The organism is Mycobacterium sp. (assembly GCF_040398885.1).
GTDB lineage: Bacteria > Actinomycetota > Actinomycetes > Mycobacteriales > Mycobacteriaceae > Mycobacterium.
In genome coordinates, this window is sequence record NZ_JBBATF010000044.1 from 1 (window position 1) to 18,680 (window position 18,680).

An 18,680-nucleotide genomic window follows, 5' to 3' on the forward strand; every position below is an offset into this window, starting at 1 on the left:
TCGACGTGCTGCGCGGCAAGCTGGAGTTCGAGTCCGGCGAGGAGGGCCGCGAACTGGCGGTGCTCGAACACCTGCTGCGCCGGGCCACCGCCGACACCGCGCAGAAGTGCCTGGGCGGAATCGACGTGGGGCCCCTGGTGGCGGCGGTGGAGAAGTCGACGGTGACCACCGGCGAGCAGGTGTCGGCCAAGGACGTTCTGGCGGCACTGCCGGACCTGCCGGTGATCGGCAAGGTCGCCGCGCGGCTCGGCGCGAAGAGCGAGGGGGAGCGGGCCGCCGCGCTGGAGTTGGCGCTCGAGGCGCTGTATCTGGCCAAGAAGATCGACAAGAACACCGGCGACGGAGAGACGGTGTACGGCTAGCCATGTCCAGACACGACCGCCGCTACTCGGCCTACACCGGCGGCCCCGACCCGCTGGCGCCCCCGGTGGATCTGCGGGAGGCACTGGAGCAGATCGGCCGGGACGTCATGGAGGGCGCCTCACCCCGCCGCGCCCTGCGGGAATTGCTGCGGGCGGGAAACAAGAACCTCACGGGTGCCGACCGGCTGGCCGCCGAGGTCAACCGCCGCCGCCGGGAGTTGTTGTCGCGCAACAACCTCGACGGCACCCTGCAGGAGATCAAGAAGCTGCTCGACGACGCCGTGCTGGCCGAACGCAAGGAGTTGGCCCGGGCACTGGACGACGACGCCCGCTTCGCCGAGATGCAGATCGAGTCGCTCTCGCCGTCGCCGGCCAAGGCGGTCTCCGAACTCTCCGAGTACAACTGGCGCAGCCCCGAGGCGCGGCAGAAGTACGAACAGATCAAGGACCTGCTCGGCCGGGAGATTCTCGACCAGCGCTTCGCCGGGATGAAGAAGGCACTGGAGAACGCCGGCGACGAAGACCGCCAGGCCGTCAACGAAATGCTCGACGACCTCAACGGCCTGCTCGACAAGCACTCTCGCGGGCAGGACACCCAGGAGGACTTCGACGACTTCATGGCCGAGCACGGCCGGTTCTTTCCGGACAATCCCCGCAACGTCGAGGAACTGCTCGACTCGCTGGCCCGGCGCTCGGCTGCGGCGCAACGCTTCCGCAACAGCCTGAGTCCCGAGCAGCGCGCCGAGCTGGATGCCTTGGCGCAGCAGGCTTTCGGCTCCCCCCAGCTGATGGACGCACTGAGCCGGCTGGACTCCCATCTGCGTGCGGCGCGCCCGGGTGAGGACTGGGGCGGCTCGGCGGAATTCTCCGGAGACAACCCGTTGGGCATGGGCCAGGGCGCGCAGGCGATGGCCGACATCGCCGAACTCGAGCAACTGGCGGAGCAGCTGTCCCAGAGCTATCCGGGGGCGACGATGGACGACGTCGACCTCGACGCGCTGGCCCGACAACTCGGCGACCGGGCGGCCGTCGATGCCAAGACCCTCGCCGAACTCGAACGGGCGCTGATGAATCAGGGCTTCCTGGACCGCGGCTCCGATGGCCGGTGGCGGCTGTCCCCGAAAGCCATGCGGCAACTCGGGCAGGCGGCGCTTCGCGATGTGGCCCGGCAGCTCTCCGGCCGGCACGGCGAACGCGAGACCCGCCGCGCCGGGGCCGCCGGCGAGCTGACCGGGGCCACCCGGGCGTGGGAGTTCGGCGACACCGAGCCGTGGAACGTCACCCGGACGATCACCAATGCCGTGCTGCGCCGAGCCGGATCAGGAGATGACAGCGGCGCACTTCGGATCGCCGTCGACGACGTCGAGGTGTCCGAGACCGAGACCCGCACCCAGGCCGTCGTCGCGCTGCTGGTGGACACGTCCTTCTCGATGGTCATGGAGAACCGGTGGCTGCCGATGAAACGCACCGCCCTGGCGCTCCACCACCTGGTCGGCACCCGTTTCCGGTCGGATGCGTTGCAGATCATCGCCTTCGGCCGGCACGCCCGGACCGTCAGCGCCGCCGAGCTGACCGGCCTGGAGGGCGTCTACGAGCAGGGCACCAACCTGCATCACGCGCTGGCACTGGCCGGCCGGCACCTCCGCCGCCATCCCGGCGCGCAACCGGTTGTGCTGATCGTCACCGACGGCGAGCCGACCGCGCACCTGGAGGACTACGACGGGCGCGGCTCGCGGGTGTTCTTCGACTACCCGCCGCACCCGCGGACCATCGCGCACACCGTTCGCGGTCTGGACGAGGTGGCCCGGCTGGGCGCGCAGGTGACGATATTCCGCCTCGGCGACGACCCGGGCCTGGCCCGTTTCATCGACCAGGTGGCCCGCCGGGTCGGGGGCCGGGTGGTGGTTCCGGATCTCGACGGCCTCGGGGCGGCCGTGGTGGGCGACTACCTGCGATCGCGCCGGCGGCGCTGACGCCGAGCAAACACGCCTGGCCGGCCCGGGCGGCTCTCACCGCGGTCGGGATCGCGGTCGGGGCGCTGACCTGGGCCGCTCACCCCCGCGCCCGGACCCGGAATCCCTCCGAAGCCGGGCCGCCATTGCTCGCCAGGCGTTATCCAACGGTTATCTGGTGGTCACCCGTCGGGCACGGCGGAGTCCGGGTTTGCTGACGGCTAATGAGCCGGTGTGTGCGTGAATCCGTTCGCTGACGGCGTATCGGGAGCGCTGGCAAACACATCGGCCTGCGGGACGGTCTGTGAAAACCATGTGAATAGCCCTAAGCAGGGCTGATTGTCTTCAGCGGACGACCGCAGGCTCCGGGAAACTGCCCGTTCACCCGATCGGGCAGGCGACTCGCGCGTCGTGGACGCCGTCGGGTGGCGCGCCCAGGATTTGCCCCGCGGCAAACCTGCCCGTACTATCGGAGGGACCATCCGACGATGGAGTTCAGCAAAGCGTGACCCGCAAAGTCGGCGGGCCGAACCGAAGGAAACGATTCCATGGCGACTCGTACCAAGCCCCTCATCTCGGCTGCCGCGCTGGCGAGCGCCGCGGCGGTTGCCGTCGCGACCCCGATGGTGGCGCCGAACCTGTCCGTTCCCACTCCGGGCGCCCTCTCGCGCGCGGCCTACAACCTGACCAACTTCGCCGACGTGCTGTCCATCCCCCCGGTGGCCATCACCGACATCCTGTTCGGCAACACCAGTTGGGGCGGCGTTCTCGGGCCGGAGCAGTACGGGGACGAGTCCGCCAAGCCGCAGGACGCGTTCGGCCAGTACGGCTACGTGAACCCGTGGGCCAGCTACTGCAACTACGACTGCGACGTCTCCGGTCCCTCCGGAGTGAGCTACCTGATCGCCGACGCGCTGGTGAACGGGAACGGCGAGGGCTACGACAACTCCGATCAGTGGAACATCGGCATCGTCAACTACCTGTGGGAGCCCAACACCTACTTCCTGCTGGGCTCCGGCGCATCGCCCACGATCCAGCAGGTCTTCGAGGGCTACAGCGCTTCGACCTGGTACGCGCTGCAGACCACGCTGGGCAAGGCGCTGCCAGCGCTGACCCTCCCGCTGGCCGCCGCGTACTGGGGCCCGAACAACGTGTCGGTCTTCTACAACCTGGCGCTGACGGTCGCCGCCGGGGTGGCCGGCGTGGTTCCGGTGGTCGGACCGCTCATCGGCAACACCACCCTGGCCTACCTGGGCGACCTCTCGCTGGAGCAGGGCACCCAGGACACCTACCAGTACGGACTGTCGGGAGCGCTCAACTACCTGATCGACGTCGCGACCGGCGCCGTGCCGTGGCCGGAGTCGGTGCCGTGGTACAACTACTCCGCGCCGCCGGCCGCTGCGCTGGCCCCGGGCGCCGCCCGACTGGCCGCGGCCGCCAGCCGACTGGCCGCGCCAGGCTCGGAAACCCAGGCTGTCGAGGCGGCGTCGGACGACACCGCGGCGGCCACCGAAACCGACGCGCCGGAAACCAAGCCGGCGGTGGAGGCGGCGGACGACACCCCGGCGGCCGAGGCTCCGGAGACCAAGCCCGCGGTGGAGGTTGCCGAGACCAAGCCCGCGGTGGAGGTTGCCGAGACCAAGCCGGCGGCCCAGGCTCCGGAGAGCACCCCGGAGGTGGAGGTTTCCGAGACCAAGCCCGCGGTGGAGGTCTCCGAGAGCACCCCGGAGGTGGAGGCTCCCGAGACCAAGCCGGAGGTGGAGGCTCCGGAGACCAAGCCTGCGGTGGATCCCGTCGCCGACCTGCCGGCCGCCGAGGTGGCGGACAGCGCTCCGGCCGAGGCCCCGGCCAAGGCTGCACCGAAGCGTCCGATCCGCGACGCGGTGGAGAAGGCCGCCAATCAGATCAACTCCAGCATCGCCAACGCCAAGGCGGCGCAGGCCGAGCGGGTCGCGGCCCGCAAGGCCAAGGCCGACGCGGCGGACTAGACCATCGCGAAGATCGGCCCCCTCCCAGAAGGAGGGGGCCGATTTTCATTTCCCCGGTGCGGCTTTGCGGCTGCGCCGCTTGATCCCGACGCCGCCCAGCAGCGAGAAGCCCTTGACGGTGACCCTGGGTGCCCCCGGGGTGCCGGCGCCGTCGACACGCTGATCGAAGCCGCCCATGACGCCGTGGCCCTTGACGTCGACGTTGACCTCCGGCGGCAGCAGGATGGTCTGTCCGCCCAGGATCGAATAGGCGTGGATCTCGACGTCCGGGGAGGTGAAGTCGGCGTAGCGCAGGTCGACCACACCGCCGCCGAACAGCGTGAACGTGGTTATCCGGTGCGGAACATTCCACCGGCCGCGTCGCTCGAAGCCGCTCAGGACGGCAAGCAGCATGGTCGACGGCGCCGGTCTGCTCTTGTGGCGGCGGTATTCCAATGCCTCGGGCAGGTCGACGGTCAGGCGTTCGAGCTGGTCGTAGGTCGCGGCGGAGTACGCGGTCCCCAGCCGGGTCTCGTACTCGTCGATGCTCAGCCGACCGTTGGAGGCGGCCTCGGCGAGCAACTGCGCGACCTGGATCCGGTCGTCATCGGTTGCCCGCGTGGAGGAGTCGCGGGCCGGGAGGTTGCTCGTGCTCATGGCCTCTTGAGCCTACGACCGGACTGTCACACGGTCCACCGCGGAGGCCGCTTCTCCAGAAACGCGAGCATGCCCTCCCGCGCCTCGTCGGAGACGAACAGCCGCGCCGATTCCTCGGCCAGGCGGTCGGCGTCGCGGTCGAATCCGGCCAGCACCGCGGCGGTGGTCAATGCCTTCGACGCCGCCAGCCCCTGGGGGGAGGCCTTCGCCAGGTCGGCGGTGATCGCGTTCACCGCGAAACCGACGTCGTCGGCGGTGCCGGTCACCAGCCCGATAGCGGTCGCCCGCCCGGCGTCGAACGTCTCGCCGGTCAGGTAGTAGCGGGCCGCGGCCCGAGGCTCCAACTTGGGCAGCAGGGTCAGCGAGATTATCGCCGGGGCCACCCCGATCCGGGCTTCGGTCAGCGCGAAGGTGCTTCGCGGCCCGGCGATCACGATGTCGCACGCGCCGACCAGTCCCATCCCGCCGGCCCGCACGTGACCGTCGACCGCGCCGATCACCGGCATCGGGCACTCCACGATCGACCGCAGCAGCGCCGCCAGTTCGTGCGCGCGTCCTACCGCGGCCGCCCGGGGGTCCCCGCCGGTCGCTTCGGAAAGGTCCGCCCCCGCGCAGAAGGTGTTCCCGGTGTGACCGAGCACCACCGCCCGAACCGCGGCGTCGTCGGCGGCCCGAGCCAGCCCCTCCCGTAACTGGCGGACCAGGGTCGACGACAGGGCGTTGCGGTTGTGGGGGGAGTCCAGTGTCAGCCGGGCGACCCGGTCATCGACCCGGTAGGAGACGAGTGTGTCGGTCATGGTCGTCGAAACTCTAGTAGTCGTCGAAACTCTAATAGGACCGCGGCAGGCCGAGTGAGGTCTGCGCGACGAAGTTGAGGATCATCTCGCGGCTGACCGGGGCGATCCGGGCCAGCCGGGAGCCGACCAGCATCGCCGCGACGCCGTACTCCTGGGACAGTCCGTTGCCGCCCATCGACTGCACCGCCTGGTCCACCGCTCGGGTGGAGGCCTCCGCCGCCGCGTACTTGGCCATGTTGGCGGCCTCTGCGGCGCCCGAATCGTCGCCGGCGTCGTAGAGGCTGGCGGCCTTCTGCATCATCAGCTTGGCCAACTCGAGTTCGATGTGGTTCCGGGCCAGGGGATGTGCGATGCCCTGATGGGCGCCGATCGGGGTCCCCCACACCTGCCTCGTCTTGACGTAGTCGCAGGCCTTTCCCATCGCCAGCCGTCCCATCCCCACCGCGCTGGCCGCGCCCATGATCCGTTCCGGGTTGAGGCCGGCGAACAGTTGCGCGAGCGCGGCGTCCTCGGCGCCCACCAGGGCATCCGACGGCAGTCGCACGTCGTCGACGAACAACTGGAACTGGCTTTCCGGCATGGTGAGTTCCATCGGGATCTTGGTGAAGCTCAGCCCGGGGGCGTCGGTCGGCACGACGAACAGCGCAGGGCGCAGACGCCCGGTCTTGGCGTCCTCGGTGCGGCCCACCACCAGGACCGCCTCGGCCTGGTCGAGTCCGGAGATCCACACCTTCTGGCCGGAGAGGATCCAGTCGCCGCCGTCCCGGCGGGCGGTGGTGGTGATGCGGTGCGAGTTGGATCCGGCGTCGGGTTCGGTGATGGCGAACGCCATCGTGATCGACCCGTCGGCGATGCCCGGAACCCACCGCTTCTTCTGCTCGTCGGTGCCGAACTTCGCGATGATCGTGCCGTTGATGGCCGGCGACACCACCATCAGCAGCAGTGGGCAGCCACCGGCGGAGAGTTCCTCCATCACCAGGGCCAGTTCGTACATGCCGGCCCCGCCGCCGCCGTACTCCTCGGGCAGGTTCACCCCGATGAATCCGAGTCGACCTGCCTCGCGCCACAATTCGTCGGTGTGACCGCCTCCGCGGGCCCGTTCGAGGTAGTACTCGGGGCCGTAGGCGGCGGCCAGCGCGGCCACCGACTTGCGCAGTGCCCGGCGCTCGGGGCTTTCGATGAAATCGGTCCCTGCTCTTGCTGCGGTCACTGGTCTTCTCCTTCGACGCGGGCCAGGATGTCGCCCACTTCGACCTGCTGGCCGACGACGACGTCGAGTTGGGTCAGCACTCCGTCGGCCGGGGCGGTGACGGTGTGTTCCATCTTCATCGCATCCAGCCACACCAGCGGCTGTCCGGCCGTCACGGTGTCGCCGAGGGCCGCCCCCAGACGGATCACCGCGCCGGGCATCGGGGCGACCAGTGACCCCTCGGCCACCGCCGAAGCGGGTTCGGGGAATCGCGGGACCGCCGCCAGGACCACCGGCCCGAGTGGGGAGTCGACGTAGACCTCGTCGCCGTAGCGGGCCACCGCGAACGCGGTCGCGACACCGTCGTGGGTCAGCACCACCTCGGTCGTTGTGGCCGAACCCGATTCGACCGCCGGATCGTCGGGCAGGATCAGGGCGCCGTCGCGGGTGAACCGGTAGGCGACGCGGTGTTCGGTTCCGCCGGCGTCCCGGAAGGACTTGCTCTGGGTCCCCGAGACCACATTGCGCCAGCCACTCGGCACGGCGCCCAGCACCCGTGCGGTTGCGCGGTTCGCGGCGGCCCCGGCCAGTGTCGCCGCGATGGCCGCGAGACGCACCGCGCGGGCGTCGGCCCGGGGGAGGGCCAGGTCCTGCAGTCCGTGGGTGTCGAGGAACGCGGTGTCGGTCGCACCGGCCAGGAACGCCGGGTGACGGAGCACATTGACCAGCAGGTCGCGGTTGGTGCGCAGCCCGTGCAACCGGGTCCGCGCCAGGGCGTCGGCGAGCACGTGCGCGGCGCGAGTCCGGGTCGGCGCGAAGGAGATGACCTTGGCCAGCATCGGGTCGTAGAAGATCGACACCGCCGAGCCGTCGACGACGCCGGAGTCCAGTCGGACACCGGTGCCCGCCAGCGGTCCGAACCGGGACGACGCGGCCGGCACGTCGAAGTGGTGGATGCGTCCGGCCTGCGGCTGCCAGTCCTGCGCCGGGTCCTCGGCGTAGAGCCGAGCCTCGATGGAATGGCCTGCGGCCGTTGGGGGTTCGGCGGCCAGGGCCTCCCCGTCGGCCACGCTGAGCTGAAGCTCCACCAGGTCCAGGCCGGTGGTCAGTTCAGTCACCGGATGCTCGACCTGAAGGCGGGTGTTCATCTCGAGGAAGTAGAACTCGCCGGCCTCGTCGGCGAGGAACTCCACCGTGCCCGCGCCGGTGTAGCCGATCGCGGTTGCGGCCACGCGTGCGGCGTCGAACAACCGCCCCCGCATGCCCGGAATCCGGTCGACCAGCGGTGAGGGAGCCTCCTCGATGATCTTCTGATGGCGGCGTTGGATCGAGCACTCCCGTTCGCCGACGGCCCACACGGTGCCGTGGCGGTCGGCCATCACCTGAACCTCGATGTGCCGTCCGCGGGGCAGGTAGCGTTCGCAGAACACCGTCGGATCGCCGAAGGCCGAACCCGCCTCGCGTTGGGCGGACGCCACCGCGGCGGCGAGGTCGGCGAGGTTCCCGACCACCCGCATGCCACGGCCGCCGCCCCCGGCGGACGCCTTCACCAGGACGGGAAGTTCGTCGGAGCGGACGGCGGCCGGGTTCAACTCGGCCAGGACCGGGACACCGGCCGCCGCCATCGTCTTCTTTGCCTCGATCTTCGAACCCATCGCCGTCACCGCGGCGGCGGGCGGTCCGATCCACGTCAGGCCGGAATCGGCCACCGCCGTCGCGAAAGCGGCGTTCTCGGAGAGGAATCCGTAACCGGGGTGAATGGCATCGGCGCCGGAGGCGCGGGCGGCGGCCAGCAGTGCGTCGACGTCCAGATAGCTGTCGATGAGAACGCGGGCGTCGGCCTCGGTCACATGGGGGGAGCGGGCGTCGTGTCCGGTGTGTACGGCGACCGTCCCGATGCCCAGTCGGCGGCACGTCGCGAACACCCGGCGGGCGATCTCACCGCGGTTGGCCACCAGAACCCTCGTGATCATGGGGTGCCCGCCTACATCCGGAAGACGCCGAACTTCGACGTCCCCTCGATCGGGCCATTGGCGGTGGCGGACAGGCACATTCCCAGTACGGTGCGGGTGTCCCGCGGGTCGATGACGCCGTCGTCGTACAGTCGCCCGGACAGGAAGATCGGCAGGGACTCGGCCTCGATCTGGGCTTCCACCGCCGCCCGCAGGGCCGCGTCGGCGTCCTCGTCGACGACCTGCCCGCGCGCCCGGGCGGCGGCGCGGTTGACGATGGACAGCACCCCGGCCAGTTGCGCACCGCCCATCACCGCGGACTTGGCGCTGGGCCAGGCGAACAGGAAGCGGGGGTCGTAGGCCCGGCCGCACATCCCGTAGTGCCCGGCGCCGTAGGACGCGCCGATCAGCAGCGAGATATGCGGGACCGTCGAGTTGGACACGGCGTTGATCATCATCGCGCCGTGCTTGATCATCCCGCCTTCCTCGTAGGCCTTGCCCACCATGTAGCCGGTGGTGTTGTGCAGGAACAGCAATGGCGTGTTCGACTGATTCGCCAACTGGATGAACTGGGTGGCCTTCTGCGACTCCTCGCTGAACAGCACCCCGCGCGCGTTGGCCAGTATCCCCACCGGGTAGCCGTGGATGCCGGCCCACCCGGTGACGAGCGACGCCCCGTAGAGCGGTTTGAACTCGTCGAAGTCCGAGCCGTCGACCACCCGGGCGATCACCTCGCGCGGGTCGAACGGGATGCGCAGATCGGCCGGCACCACGCCGAGCAGTTCCTGTGGGTCGGCCAGTGGTTCGGTGAACGGTCCGGGCTTCGGGCCCTGCTTGACCCAGTTCAGCCGGGCGACGATCCGGCGGCCGATTCGGATGGCGTCGAGTTCGTCGGTCGCGAAGTAGTCGGCCAATCCCGAAGTGCGGGAGTGCATTTCCGCGCCACCCAAGGACTCGTCGTCGGACTCCTCTCCGGTGGCCATCTTCACCAGGGGCGGTCCGGCCAGGAACACCTTGGAGCGTTCCTTGATCATCACCACGTGGTCCGACATACCGGGGACGTAGGCCCCGCCGGCGGTGGAGTTGCCGAACACCACGGCGATGGTGGGGATCCCGGCCGCCGACAACCGGGTCAGATCGCGAAACATCCGCCCGCCCGGGATGAAGATCTCCTTCTGGGTGGGCAGATCCGCGCCGCCGGACTCCACCAGCGAGATCAGCGGAAGCCGGTTCTCCAGCGCAATCTGGTTGGCCCGCAACACTTTTTTCAGCGTCCACGGGTTGGACGTCCCGCCCTTCACGGTCGGGTCGTGGGCGACAAGCACGCATTCGGTGCCCTCGACCACTCCGATGCCGATCACCAGGCTGGCGCCCACTCCGAACTCGGTGCCGTAGGCGGCGAGCGGACACAGTTCCAGGAACGGCGAATCCGGGTCGACCAGAAGTTCGATCCGCTCCCGGGCGGTCAGCTTGCCCCGGGCGTGATGCCGGTCGACGTACTTAGGCCCGCCCCCGGCCAGAGCCTTGGCGAGTTCGGCATCCAGTTCGGCCAGTTTGGCCGACATCGCCCCGGCGGCCTCGGTGTAAGCCGGCGAATCGGTGTCGACGCCGCTACGCAGGGCTGTCACGACTGGTAGCCCAGCGTTTTCGCGGCAAGGCCGGTCATGATCTCGGTGGTGCCGCCGCCGATGCCCAGGATCCGCATATCGCGGTACTGCCGTTCGATCTCGGATTCGGCCATGTACCCCATGCCGCCGAATAGTTGCACGGCCTGGTTGGCCACCCACTCGCCGGCCTCGACCGCGGTGTTCTTGGCGAAACAGACCGGCGCGATCAGATCGGTGTCACCCTCCAGGGAACGCTCAATGACATTGCGCGAGTAGACCCGCGCGACGTCGATGCGACGGGCCATCTCGGCCAGCGTGTTCTGGACCGTCTGCCGGGCGATCAACGGCCTGCCGAACGTCTCCCGGTCGCGGCACCACCGGACGGTGATGTTCAGGCAGCGTTGCGCACTCGAATATGCCTGCACGGCAAGGCCGATGCGTTCGGAGACGAAGGCCTGTGCGATCTGCAGGAATCCGGAATTCTCCGGGCCGACCAGATTCCCGGCCGGCACCCGGACGTCGCGGAACGCCAACTCGGCGGTGTCCGAGGAACGCCAGCCCATCTTGGCCAGCTTGCGGCTCACCTCGAAACCCGGTGTGCCCTTGTCGATCACCAGCATCGAGATTCCGGCGGCGCCGGGCCCGCCGGTGCGGACCGCGGCCACCACATAGTCGCCACGCACCGCCGAGGTGATGTAGGTCTTGGAACCGTTGACCACGTAGTGGTCGCCCTCCGGGCCGGAACAGCGGACCGCGGTCGTGCGCAGGTGACCGACGTCCGAACCTCCGCCGGGTTCGGTGATGGCCAGCGAGCCGATCAGTTCGCCACGCAGCGTGGGCCGGACGTACTTCTCGATCAGCCGCTGGTCACCCGAGGCGATCATGTGCGGGACCGCGATGCCGACGGTGAACAGCGAGGCGAACACCCCGCCCGGGGTCCCCGCCTCGTGCAGTTCCTCGCAGATGACGGCGGTGTCCGCGGCGTCGCCGCCCTCACCGCCGACCTCCTCGGGGAACCCGACGCCGAGCAGTCCGGCCTCGGCGGTGCGGCGGCTGAGATCGCGGGGCAGTTCCCCGATCTCCTCCCACGCGTCGACGTTCGGCAGGATCTCCCGTTCGGCGAAGGCGCGCACCGACTTCCGCAGCTGCCTGCGTTCGGGTGTGGTCCAGATGCTCACCGCACGGCCCCCTCCGTGAGAATCTCCACCGGGATGTCGACATGACGGCTGCGCAGCCACTCGCCGAGCCCCTTGGCCTGCGGGTCGAACCGCGCCTGATGCGCCACGCCCCTGCCGAGGATGCCGTCGATGACGAAGTTCGCCGACCGGATACGGGGTAGCAGGTGCCGGGTCACGGGCAGGTCGGCGGTCTCCGGCAACAGTTCGCGTAACCGTTCGACGGTCAGGGTGTCGGCCAGCCAGCGGTACTGCGCGTCGGTGCGCACCCACACCCCCACATTGGCGCCGCCGCCCTTGTCGCCGCTGCGGGCGCCGGCGACGGCGCCCAGGGGAAGTCGGCGGGTCGGTCCGGCGGGCAGCGGCCCGGGGGCCTGCGCGGCGTCGGGTGGGACCACCGGGCGCAGTTCCAGGGTCTCGGCGGCCGGCGGGATCGGAGTGACGGTGCCGTCGGCGTGCACCGCCACATGCTCGACTTCGGCGGCCGGCACATAACCGGGAGTGAACAGCCCGTAGAGCGAGGCATCCGCCGGTGGCGCGGTGGTGTGGAAGCCGGGATAGCTCGCCAGCGCGAGTTCGACCGCCGCGGCGGAGAACCGGCGGCCCACCTTGGCCGAGTCCGGGTCGCGCACCGTACACGTCAGCAGCGCGCTGGCGGTCTGCTCGGTGTCGGCATCGGGGTGATCGGTCCGGGCCAGCGTCCACTGCAACTCGGCCGGCGGGTCGGTGAGCGCCGCATCCAGCTGCCGGCGGACCAGGGCCGCTTTGGCGTCGACGTCCAGACCGGTCAGCACGAAGGTGGCCGAGTTTCGGTAACCGCCGATGCTGTTCAGTGACACCTTCAAGGTCGGTGGCGGCGGTTCACCGCGCACCCCGCTGATCCGCACCCGGTCCGGGCCGTCGTCGGAGAGCTCGATGGAGTCGAAGCGGGCGGTGGCATCGGGGTTGGCGTAGCGCTCCCCGGCGATCTCGTAGAGCAACTGCGCGGTGACGGTGCCCACGCTGACCCGGCCGCCGGTACCGGGATGCTTGGTGATCACCGAGGACCCGTCGGGATAGAGCTCGGCCAGCGGGAATCCGGGGTGGTCCAGATCGGGGATCTCGGTGAAGAAGGCGTAGTTGCCCCCGGTGGCCTGCGCGCCGCACTCGATGACGTGACCGGCCACCACCGCGCCGGCGATGCGGTCGTAGTCCTCGCGGGCCCAGCCGAAGTGGGCCGCCGCCGGCCCGACGACCACCGAGGCGTCGGTGACCCGGCCGGTCACGACGATGTCGGCCCCCGACTTCAGGCAATCCACGATGCCCCAGGCGCCCAGGTAGGCATTGGCGGTCAGCACTCCGGAGAAGCCGAGTTCGGCGGCCCGGGGCGCCAGGTCGTCGCCTTCCACGTGGGCCACCGTGACCGGCACGCCGATCCGGTCGGCCAGCGCCCGCACCGCCACTGCCAACCCGGCCGGGTTGAGCCCCCCGGCGTTGGCGACCATGCGCACGCCGCGCTCCCGTGCCAGCCCGAGGCAGTCCTCGAGTTGGGTCAGGAAGGTCCCGGCGTAGCCCCGCTCCGGGTGCTTCATCCGGTCCCGGCCCAGGATCAGCATGGTCAGTTCGGCCAGGTAATCCCCGGTCAGGTAGTCCAGGTCACCCCCGGTGAGCATCTCGCGCATCGCCGACGCCCGGTCGCCGTAGAAGCCCGAGCAGTTCCCGATCCGAACCGGGCCGCCGGCACTGTCGCGGGGAGCCGTCATGGTGGGTCCTGCCTCGGGCGCTCGGGGGGTGGCGGGAGTGGAGATCGAAAAAGCCAACCAACCGGTAGGTTATCCAACCTGGCCCGCTTTGGAGAAGCGGTGCCGGGCGGCTATCCTTGAGCCAACTGGCCTGCGCCGGAGGTCTGCGCGGCAGCAATCACGAGGAGCACTGAGTCATGGCTGTCCCCAAACGGCGGATGTCGCGCTCGAACACCCGCAGTCGGCGCGCGCAGTGGAAGGCCACCGAGCCCGGCCTGGTCACGGTGTCCGTCGGCGGCCGCCAGCACAAGGTCCCCCGTCGGCTGCTCAAGGCCGCCCGGCTGGGGCTGATTGACCTCGACAAGCGCTGATTCGCCGCTGTGACGCGCAAACAGCCTGTTCGCGCGGCGCGTCTCTTAGACGAAATTAATTGGATTGGTAAACACTGATCCCGTGCGAATTCTTGTGGTCGACGACGACCGAGCGGTCCGGGAGTCCCTTCGGCGGTCCCTGTCGTTCAACGGTTATACCGTCGACCTCGCCGAGGACGGTGTGGAGGCCCTCGAGGCGATCGGCAACGAACGGCCCGACGCCGTGGTTCTCGATGTCATGATGCCCCGACTGGATGGACTCGAAGTGTGCCGCCAGTTGCGCGGCACCGGCGACGATCTGCCCATCCTGGTGCTGACCGCCCGTGACTCGGTGTCGGAGCGGGTGGCCGGCCTGGACGCGGGAGCCGATGACTACCTGCCCAAGCCGTTCGCGCTGGAGGAACTGCTGGCGCGGCTGCGCGCGCTGCTGCGCCGCACCGGGCCGGACGAGCCCACCGAGGCCGCCGTCATGACGTTCGCCGACCTGACCCTGGACCCGGTCACCCGCGAGGTGCACCGGGGTGAGCGCGCGATCAGTCTCACCCGTACCGAGTTCGCCCTGCTGGAGATGCTGATCGCCAACCCGCGCCGGGTGCTGACCCGTAGCCGAATCCTGGAAGAGGTGTGGGGCTTCGACTTCCCGACCTCGGGTAACGCGCTCGAGGTGTATGTGGGATACCTGCGACGCAAGACTGAGGCAGAGGGAGAGCCGCGGCTGATCCACACCGTTCGTGGTGTGGGCTACGTGCTGCGCGAGACTCCACCCTGATGTCTGGATAAGGATGTTCGGTTTCAAGCGGCGCCCGCGGGCGGTCGGCGCGCCGGCGAGGGCCGCCACATCGCTGTCCCTGCGATGGCGGGTGATGCTGCTGGCAATGTCGATGGTGGCGATGGTCGTGGTGCTGATGGCCGTCGCCGTCTACGCGGTGGTCTCCGCCGCCCTGTACACCGACATCGACAACCAGCTCCAGAGCCGGGCCCAGCTGCTCATCGCCAGCGGCTCGTTGGCCGCCGATCCCGCCAAGGCCATCGAGGGAACCGCCTACTCGGACGTCAACGCGATGCTGGTGAACCCGGGCCGTTCCATCTACACCGCCAACCAGCAGGGCCAATCCCTGCCGCTGGGCCCGCCGGAGAAGGCGGTCATCCGCGGTGAACTGTTCATGTCGCGGCGGACCGTCGTCGATCAGCGGGTGCTCGCCGTCCACCTGCCCAACGGCAGTTCGCTGCTGATCTCCAAGAGCCTGCAACCGACGAATGCGGTCATGACCAAGCTGAAGTGGGTGCTGCTGGCCGTCGGCGGTGTCGGGGTCGTGGTCGCCGCGGTCGCCGGCGGCATGGTGGCAAGGACCGGTCTGAGGCCGGTCGGCAAGCTCACCGAGGCCGCCGAGCGGGTGGCCCGCACCGACGATCTGCGCCCGATCCCCGTCCTCGGCAGCGATGAGTTGGCCCGCCTCACCGAGGCTTTCAACGCCATGCTGCGCGCGTTGGCGGATTCGCGTGATCGACAGGCCCGCCTGGTCGCCGACGCCGGCCACGAACTGAAGACCCCGTTGACCTCGTTGCGCACCAATGTCGAGTTGCTGATGGCTTCCAGCGCTCCGGGCGCCCCGCCGATTCCCGAGGGCGAACTCGCCGAACTGCGTACCGACGTCATCGGACAGATCGAGGAACTCTCCACGCTGGTGGGCGATCTGGTCGACCTCACCCGGGAGGACAACGCCTTCGCGACCGCGATGGAGGACGTCGAGCTGAGCGAGGTGATCGACCGCAGTTTGGAGCGAGTTCGGCGCCGGCGCAACGATATTCACTTCGTCGTCGACGCCGTCGGTTGGCAGATCCACGGAGACCCGGCCGGTCTGTCGCGGGCCGTCCTCAATCTGCTCGACAACGCGGCGAAGTGGAGTCCACCCGGCGGGACGGTGGGCTTGCGGCTGCGACAGGTCGACGCCACGCACGCCGAACTGCAGGTGTCCGATCAAGGCCCGGGAATCGCACCGGATGAGCGCAGCCTGGTGTTCGAGCGGTTCTACCGATCGGCATCCGCGCGGGCGATGCAGGGTTCGGGACTCGGCCTGGCCATCGTGAAACAGGTTGTGGTCAAACACGGTGGCGTGATCCGGATCGGCGAGACGGTGCCCGGCGGCCAACCGCCGGGAACGACATTCCACGTCCTGCTGCCGGGAACTCCGACGGAAGGCACCTTCCAGTCGCCGTCTGCCTACAGCGAAATCGCGGCGAAGAACGGCGAACTCAGCGTTGGAGAAGGTGTGACACCCGAAGGGGTCTCAGCCGAACCGACCGTCGTCTCAGTCGATTCTCAGTAGTACCCGGCAAGCTGAAGTCAACCTGAAAGACGCCACGACGCGTCGGTGACGAGAAAGGGCAGACCGCCAACCATGACAGACGACCCGCGTTACCCGCCGTCGCAGTCCCCGGGCTATACCCAGCCGGGCTACCGGCAACAGTACGACTGGCGTTACGCGAACGCCCCGCAGGCCCAACACGCCTACGACCCCTATCGGGGTTCCCGCTCCGGTGACACCTCGGTGCTGCCACCCCTTCCCGGCAAGCCCCGGAAGCGTTCCCGCTCAATCGCTTTGACCGCCGGTGCGCTGGCGATCGCGGCGGTGTCGGCGGGCGTCGGGGGAGTGGTGGCGACCATGGTGCAGCCCAGCCGGCACTCCACCACCACCCTGACCACGGCGGCTCCCGAATCCGGCAAGGCGCCGGCCGCCCTGCCGACGGGCAATGCGCCGGTCGGTTCGGTGGAACAGGTCGCGGCCAAGGTCGTTCCCAGCGTGGTGAAGCTCGAGACGAAGATGGGGCGCGCGTCCGAGGAGGGGTCGGGCATCATCCTCTCCGAGGACGGCCTGATCCTGACCAACAACCACGTCGTCTCCGCGATCCAACGCCCAGGCGGACCGGGCGCACCCAGGCAGACCCCACCGAGTCCGCCCCCGGCGACAGCGCCACTGCCGGGCAAGCCCGGTGACCCCACGGCCAAACCGGCCCCCGGCGCGCCGGCCACGACGGTCACCTTCGCCGACGGGCGGACCGCTCCGTTCACCGTCGTCGGAACGGACCCGTCCAGTGACATCGCAGTGGTCCGCGCGGAGGGAGTGTCCGGGCTCACCCCGATCACCCTGGGATCCTCGGCCAGCCTGCGGGTCGGCCAGGACGTGGTCGCCATTGGCTCGCCGCTCGGTCTCGAGGGAACCGTCACCACGGGTATCGTGAGCGCGCTGAACCGCCCGGTGGCGGCGGGCGGCGACGCCACCAACCAGAACTCGGTGCTTGACGCCATTCAGACCGACGCGGCGATCAACCCCGGCAACTCCGGTGGAGCCCTGGTGAACATGGCCGGCGAGCTGGTCGGGGTGAATTCGGCCATCGCCACCCTGGGCGGTGACTCCCCGTCGGATCAGAGCGGTTCCATCGGACTGGGTTTCGCGATCCCGGTCGATCAGGCCAAGCGGATCGCCGACGAGCTGATCCGCTCGGGCAGCGCTTCGCACGCCTCTCTCGGCGTCCAGGTCAGCAATGACGTGACCACCCACGGCGCCAAGATCGTCGAGGTGGTCAAAGGCGGCGCCGCGGCCGACGCGGGGATGCCCAGCGGTGTGGTGGTCACGAAGGTCGACGACAGGGTGATCGGCAGCGCCAACGCACTGGTCGCGGCGGTCCGCTCCCGCGCGCCGGGGGAGAAGCTGACCCTGACGTACCTGGATGCCGCCGGTAACCCGCAGACCGTCCAGGTCACCCTCGGGAAAGCCGACCAGTGATCCGCGCGGTGACCGAGTCGCCGCCGGTCTCACCGCCCGGATATACGGTGACACCCATGGAACAGCCAGAGGGTTCGGCAGGGCGGGCACTGGTGGTCGTCGTCGACGACCGGCAGGCACGCGGAGTCGCGGAGGATCACAGTGGCGCGCTGGTCACCGAACTTCTCGCCGAGGCGGGGTTCGTCGTCGACGGCGTGGTGGTGGTCTCCGCCGACGAGGTCGAGATCCGCAACGCGCTCAACACCGCGGTGATCGGCGGGGTCGATCTGGTGGTGTCGGTCGGAGGCACCGGAGTGACCCCGCGTGACGTGGCCCCGGAGGCCACTCGCGGGGTCCTCGACCGGGAGGTTCCCGGCATCGCCGAGGCACTGCGCGCCTCCGGACTGGCGGCCGGCAGCACCGATGCCGGGTTGTCCCGGGGACTGGCCGGAATCTCCGGCAGCACGCTGGTGGTCAACCTGGCGGGCTCCCGCTCGGCGGTCCGCGACGGGATGGCCACCCTGGGGCCGATGGCCGCCCAGGTGATCGCCGAACTGTCCAGCCTGGAGATCTGACCCCCGCGTGAACACCGCGGACCTCCAGGTGAACACCGCGTTTCAGTGCTGTGACATGCGAAGAAGCACCTGGTGTGACCTTGATCACATCGGGGGGCGGCGATGACCGGCCCGGACCACCCCGACCGGATCGCAGTTAACGCGATCTTCGGTTCGGAGTTGCCGCAGGGGTCGGCCGACGAACGGGACCCGGACACCGCGGCCGACGGCCGGGACCGCGACCGCTGGCTGCGGGATAACGTTCCCCCGCACCATCTTTGAAGCCCTGGACGGATGTCCGGCCGGTGGAGTCCAACCCTGTCGGGCAGCCTCGGAAGGTCGGAATCGGGGCCGGGTGGGCCGCCGGGTCGATTGCGCCGGCGCCTCCCAGCGAACCGCAACCCTGGCGCAACACGGGCCTCGTCATGTTCGTTCGCGTTGCCGGGGGCGTTGCCGTACCGATATCTTCCTCTTGACACGGAAGTCCGGTCGTCAGTGCCGACGACCACCGTCGGTGACTGGGTCACCGCCAAGAGCTAGGGAGACCATGAAGGCGATCGGTCGTGTTCTGATGGCGCTCGTCGCGGCGCTGGCGGCGATCTTCGCCGTGCC

The 18,680-nt window shown here is 69.6% G+C and carries 15 protein-coding genes and 1 pseudogene; 9 read left to right on the plus strand and 7 right to left on the minus strand.

Annotated features, from left to right (window positions below; translation table 11 throughout):
• The 3 genes and pseudogenes from ADBZ5U_RS06245 to ADBZ5U_RS06255 form a co-directional block, all read left to right on the plus strand.
• A pseudogene (locus ADBZ5U_RS06245) lies at window positions 1–362 on the plus strand (magnesium chelatase); the annotation flags it as partial.
• 2 nt (window positions 363–364) lie between these two features.
• Entirely contained in the window at window positions 365–2,335 is a 1,971-nt protein-coding gene (locus ADBZ5U_RS06250) for a vWA domain-containing protein (RefSeq protein ID WP_526263490.1), read from the plus strand.
• A gap of 527 nt (window positions 2,336–2,862) precedes the next feature.
• A complete protein-coding gene (locus ADBZ5U_RS06255; protein ID WP_526263492.1) occupies window positions 2,863–4,302 on the plus strand; it encodes a hypothetical protein in 1,440 nt (479 codons plus the stop codon).
• A 45-nt stretch (window positions 4,303–4,347) separates the two neighbouring features.
• On the opposite strand, the gene ADBZ5U_RS06260 is transcribed toward ADBZ5U_RS06255, so the two are convergent.
• From ADBZ5U_RS06260 to ADBZ5U_RS06290, 7 genes are read right to left on the minus strand one after another with little or no spacing between them, the layout of a single operon-like run.
• Entirely contained in the window at window positions 4,348–4,938 is a 591-nt protein-coding gene (locus ADBZ5U_RS06260; RefSeq protein ID WP_526263494.1) for a DUF1707 domain-containing protein, read from the minus strand.
• 26 nt (window positions 4,939–4,964) lie between these two features.
• A complete protein-coding gene (locus ADBZ5U_RS06265; RefSeq protein ID WP_526263496.1) occupies window positions 4,965–5,735 on the minus strand; it encodes an enoyl-CoA hydratase family protein in 771 nt (256 codons plus the stop codon).
• Between the two features lie 31 nt (window positions 5,736–5,766).
• Window positions 5,767–6,945 carry an acyl-CoA dehydrogenase family protein gene (locus ADBZ5U_RS06270; RefSeq protein WP_526263498.1) on the minus strand — a complete coding sequence of 393 codons (1,179 nt, stop codon included), beginning with the start codon at window positions 6,943–6,945 and terminating at the stop codon, window positions 5,767–5,769.
• Window positions 6,942–8,897 carry an acetyl/propionyl/methylcrotonyl-CoA carboxylase subunit alpha gene (locus ADBZ5U_RS06275; RefSeq protein ID WP_526263500.1) on the minus strand — a complete coding sequence of 652 codons (1,956 nt, stop codon included), beginning with the start codon at window positions 8,895–8,897 and terminating at the stop codon, window positions 6,942–6,944. Before ADBZ5U_RS06275 ends, ADBZ5U_RS06270 begins: the two co-directional genes overlap by 4 nt.
• A gap of 11 nt (window positions 8,898–8,908) precedes the next feature.
• Window positions 8,909–10,495 (minus strand): acyl-CoA carboxylase subunit beta, encoded by a 1,587-nt coding sequence (locus ADBZ5U_RS06280; protein WP_526263518.1) that lies wholly within the window; start codon window positions 10,493–10,495, stop codon window positions 8,909–8,911.
• Between the two features lie 5 nt (window positions 10,496–10,500).
• Window positions 10,501–11,661 carry an acyl-CoA dehydrogenase family protein gene (locus tag ADBZ5U_RS06285; RefSeq protein WP_526263502.1) on the minus strand — a complete coding sequence of 387 codons (1,161 nt, stop codon included), beginning with the start codon at window positions 11,659–11,661 and terminating at the stop codon, window positions 10,501–10,503.
• The gene (locus tag ADBZ5U_RS06290) at window positions 11,658–13,400 is read right to left on the minus strand and encodes an acyclic terpene utilization AtuA family protein (RefSeq protein WP_526263504.1); all 1,743 of its coding nucleotides are present in this window, start codon (window positions 13,398–13,400) and stop codon (window positions 11,658–11,660) included. Before ADBZ5U_RS06290 ends, ADBZ5U_RS06285 begins: the two co-directional genes overlap by 4 nt.
• Before the next feature lie 176 nt (window positions 13,401–13,576).
• Between ADBZ5U_RS06290 and rpmF the strand changes: the two genes are divergently transcribed.
• From rpmF to ADBZ5U_RS06320, 6 genes are all read left to right on the plus strand, one after another.
• Window positions 13,577–13,750: a 50S ribosomal protein L32 gene (rpmF, locus tag ADBZ5U_RS06295; protein ID WP_526263506.1), complete on the plus strand. Its 174-nt coding sequence runs from the start codon at window positions 13,577–13,579 to the stop codon at window positions 13,748–13,750.
• Window positions 13,751–13,832: 82 nt separating this feature from the next.
• A complete protein-coding gene (locus ADBZ5U_RS06300; protein WP_526263508.1) occupies window positions 13,833–14,519 on the plus strand; it encodes a response regulator transcription factor in 687 nt (228 codons plus the stop codon).
• A 13-nt stretch (window positions 14,520–14,532) separates the two neighbouring features.
• The gene (locus ADBZ5U_RS06305) at window positions 14,533–16,077 is read left to right on the plus strand and encodes a HAMP domain-containing sensor histidine kinase (RefSeq protein ID WP_526263510.1); all 1,545 of its coding nucleotides are present in this window, start codon (window positions 14,533–14,535) and stop codon (window positions 16,075–16,077) included.
• A gap of 72 nt (window positions 16,078–16,149) precedes the next feature.
• On the plus strand, window positions 16,150–17,535 hold the full coding sequence (locus tag ADBZ5U_RS06310; protein WP_526263512.1) for a S1C family serine protease: 1,386 nt from the start codon (window positions 16,150–16,152) through the stop codon (window positions 17,533–17,535).
• Window positions 17,536–17,591: 56 nt separating this feature from the next.
• Window positions 17,592–18,089, plus strand: coding sequence for a MogA/MoaB family molybdenum cofactor biosynthesis protein (locus ADBZ5U_RS06315; protein ID WP_526263514.1), 498 nt, complete (start codon window positions 17,592–17,594; stop codon window positions 18,087–18,089).
• 102 nt (window positions 18,090–18,191) lie between these two features.
• Complete coding sequence (locus ADBZ5U_RS06320) at window positions 18,192–18,350, plus strand: hypothetical protein (RefSeq protein WP_526263516.1); 159 nt, start codon at window positions 18,192–18,194, stop codon at window positions 18,348–18,350.
• Window positions 18,351–18,680: the final 330 nt, after the last annotated feature.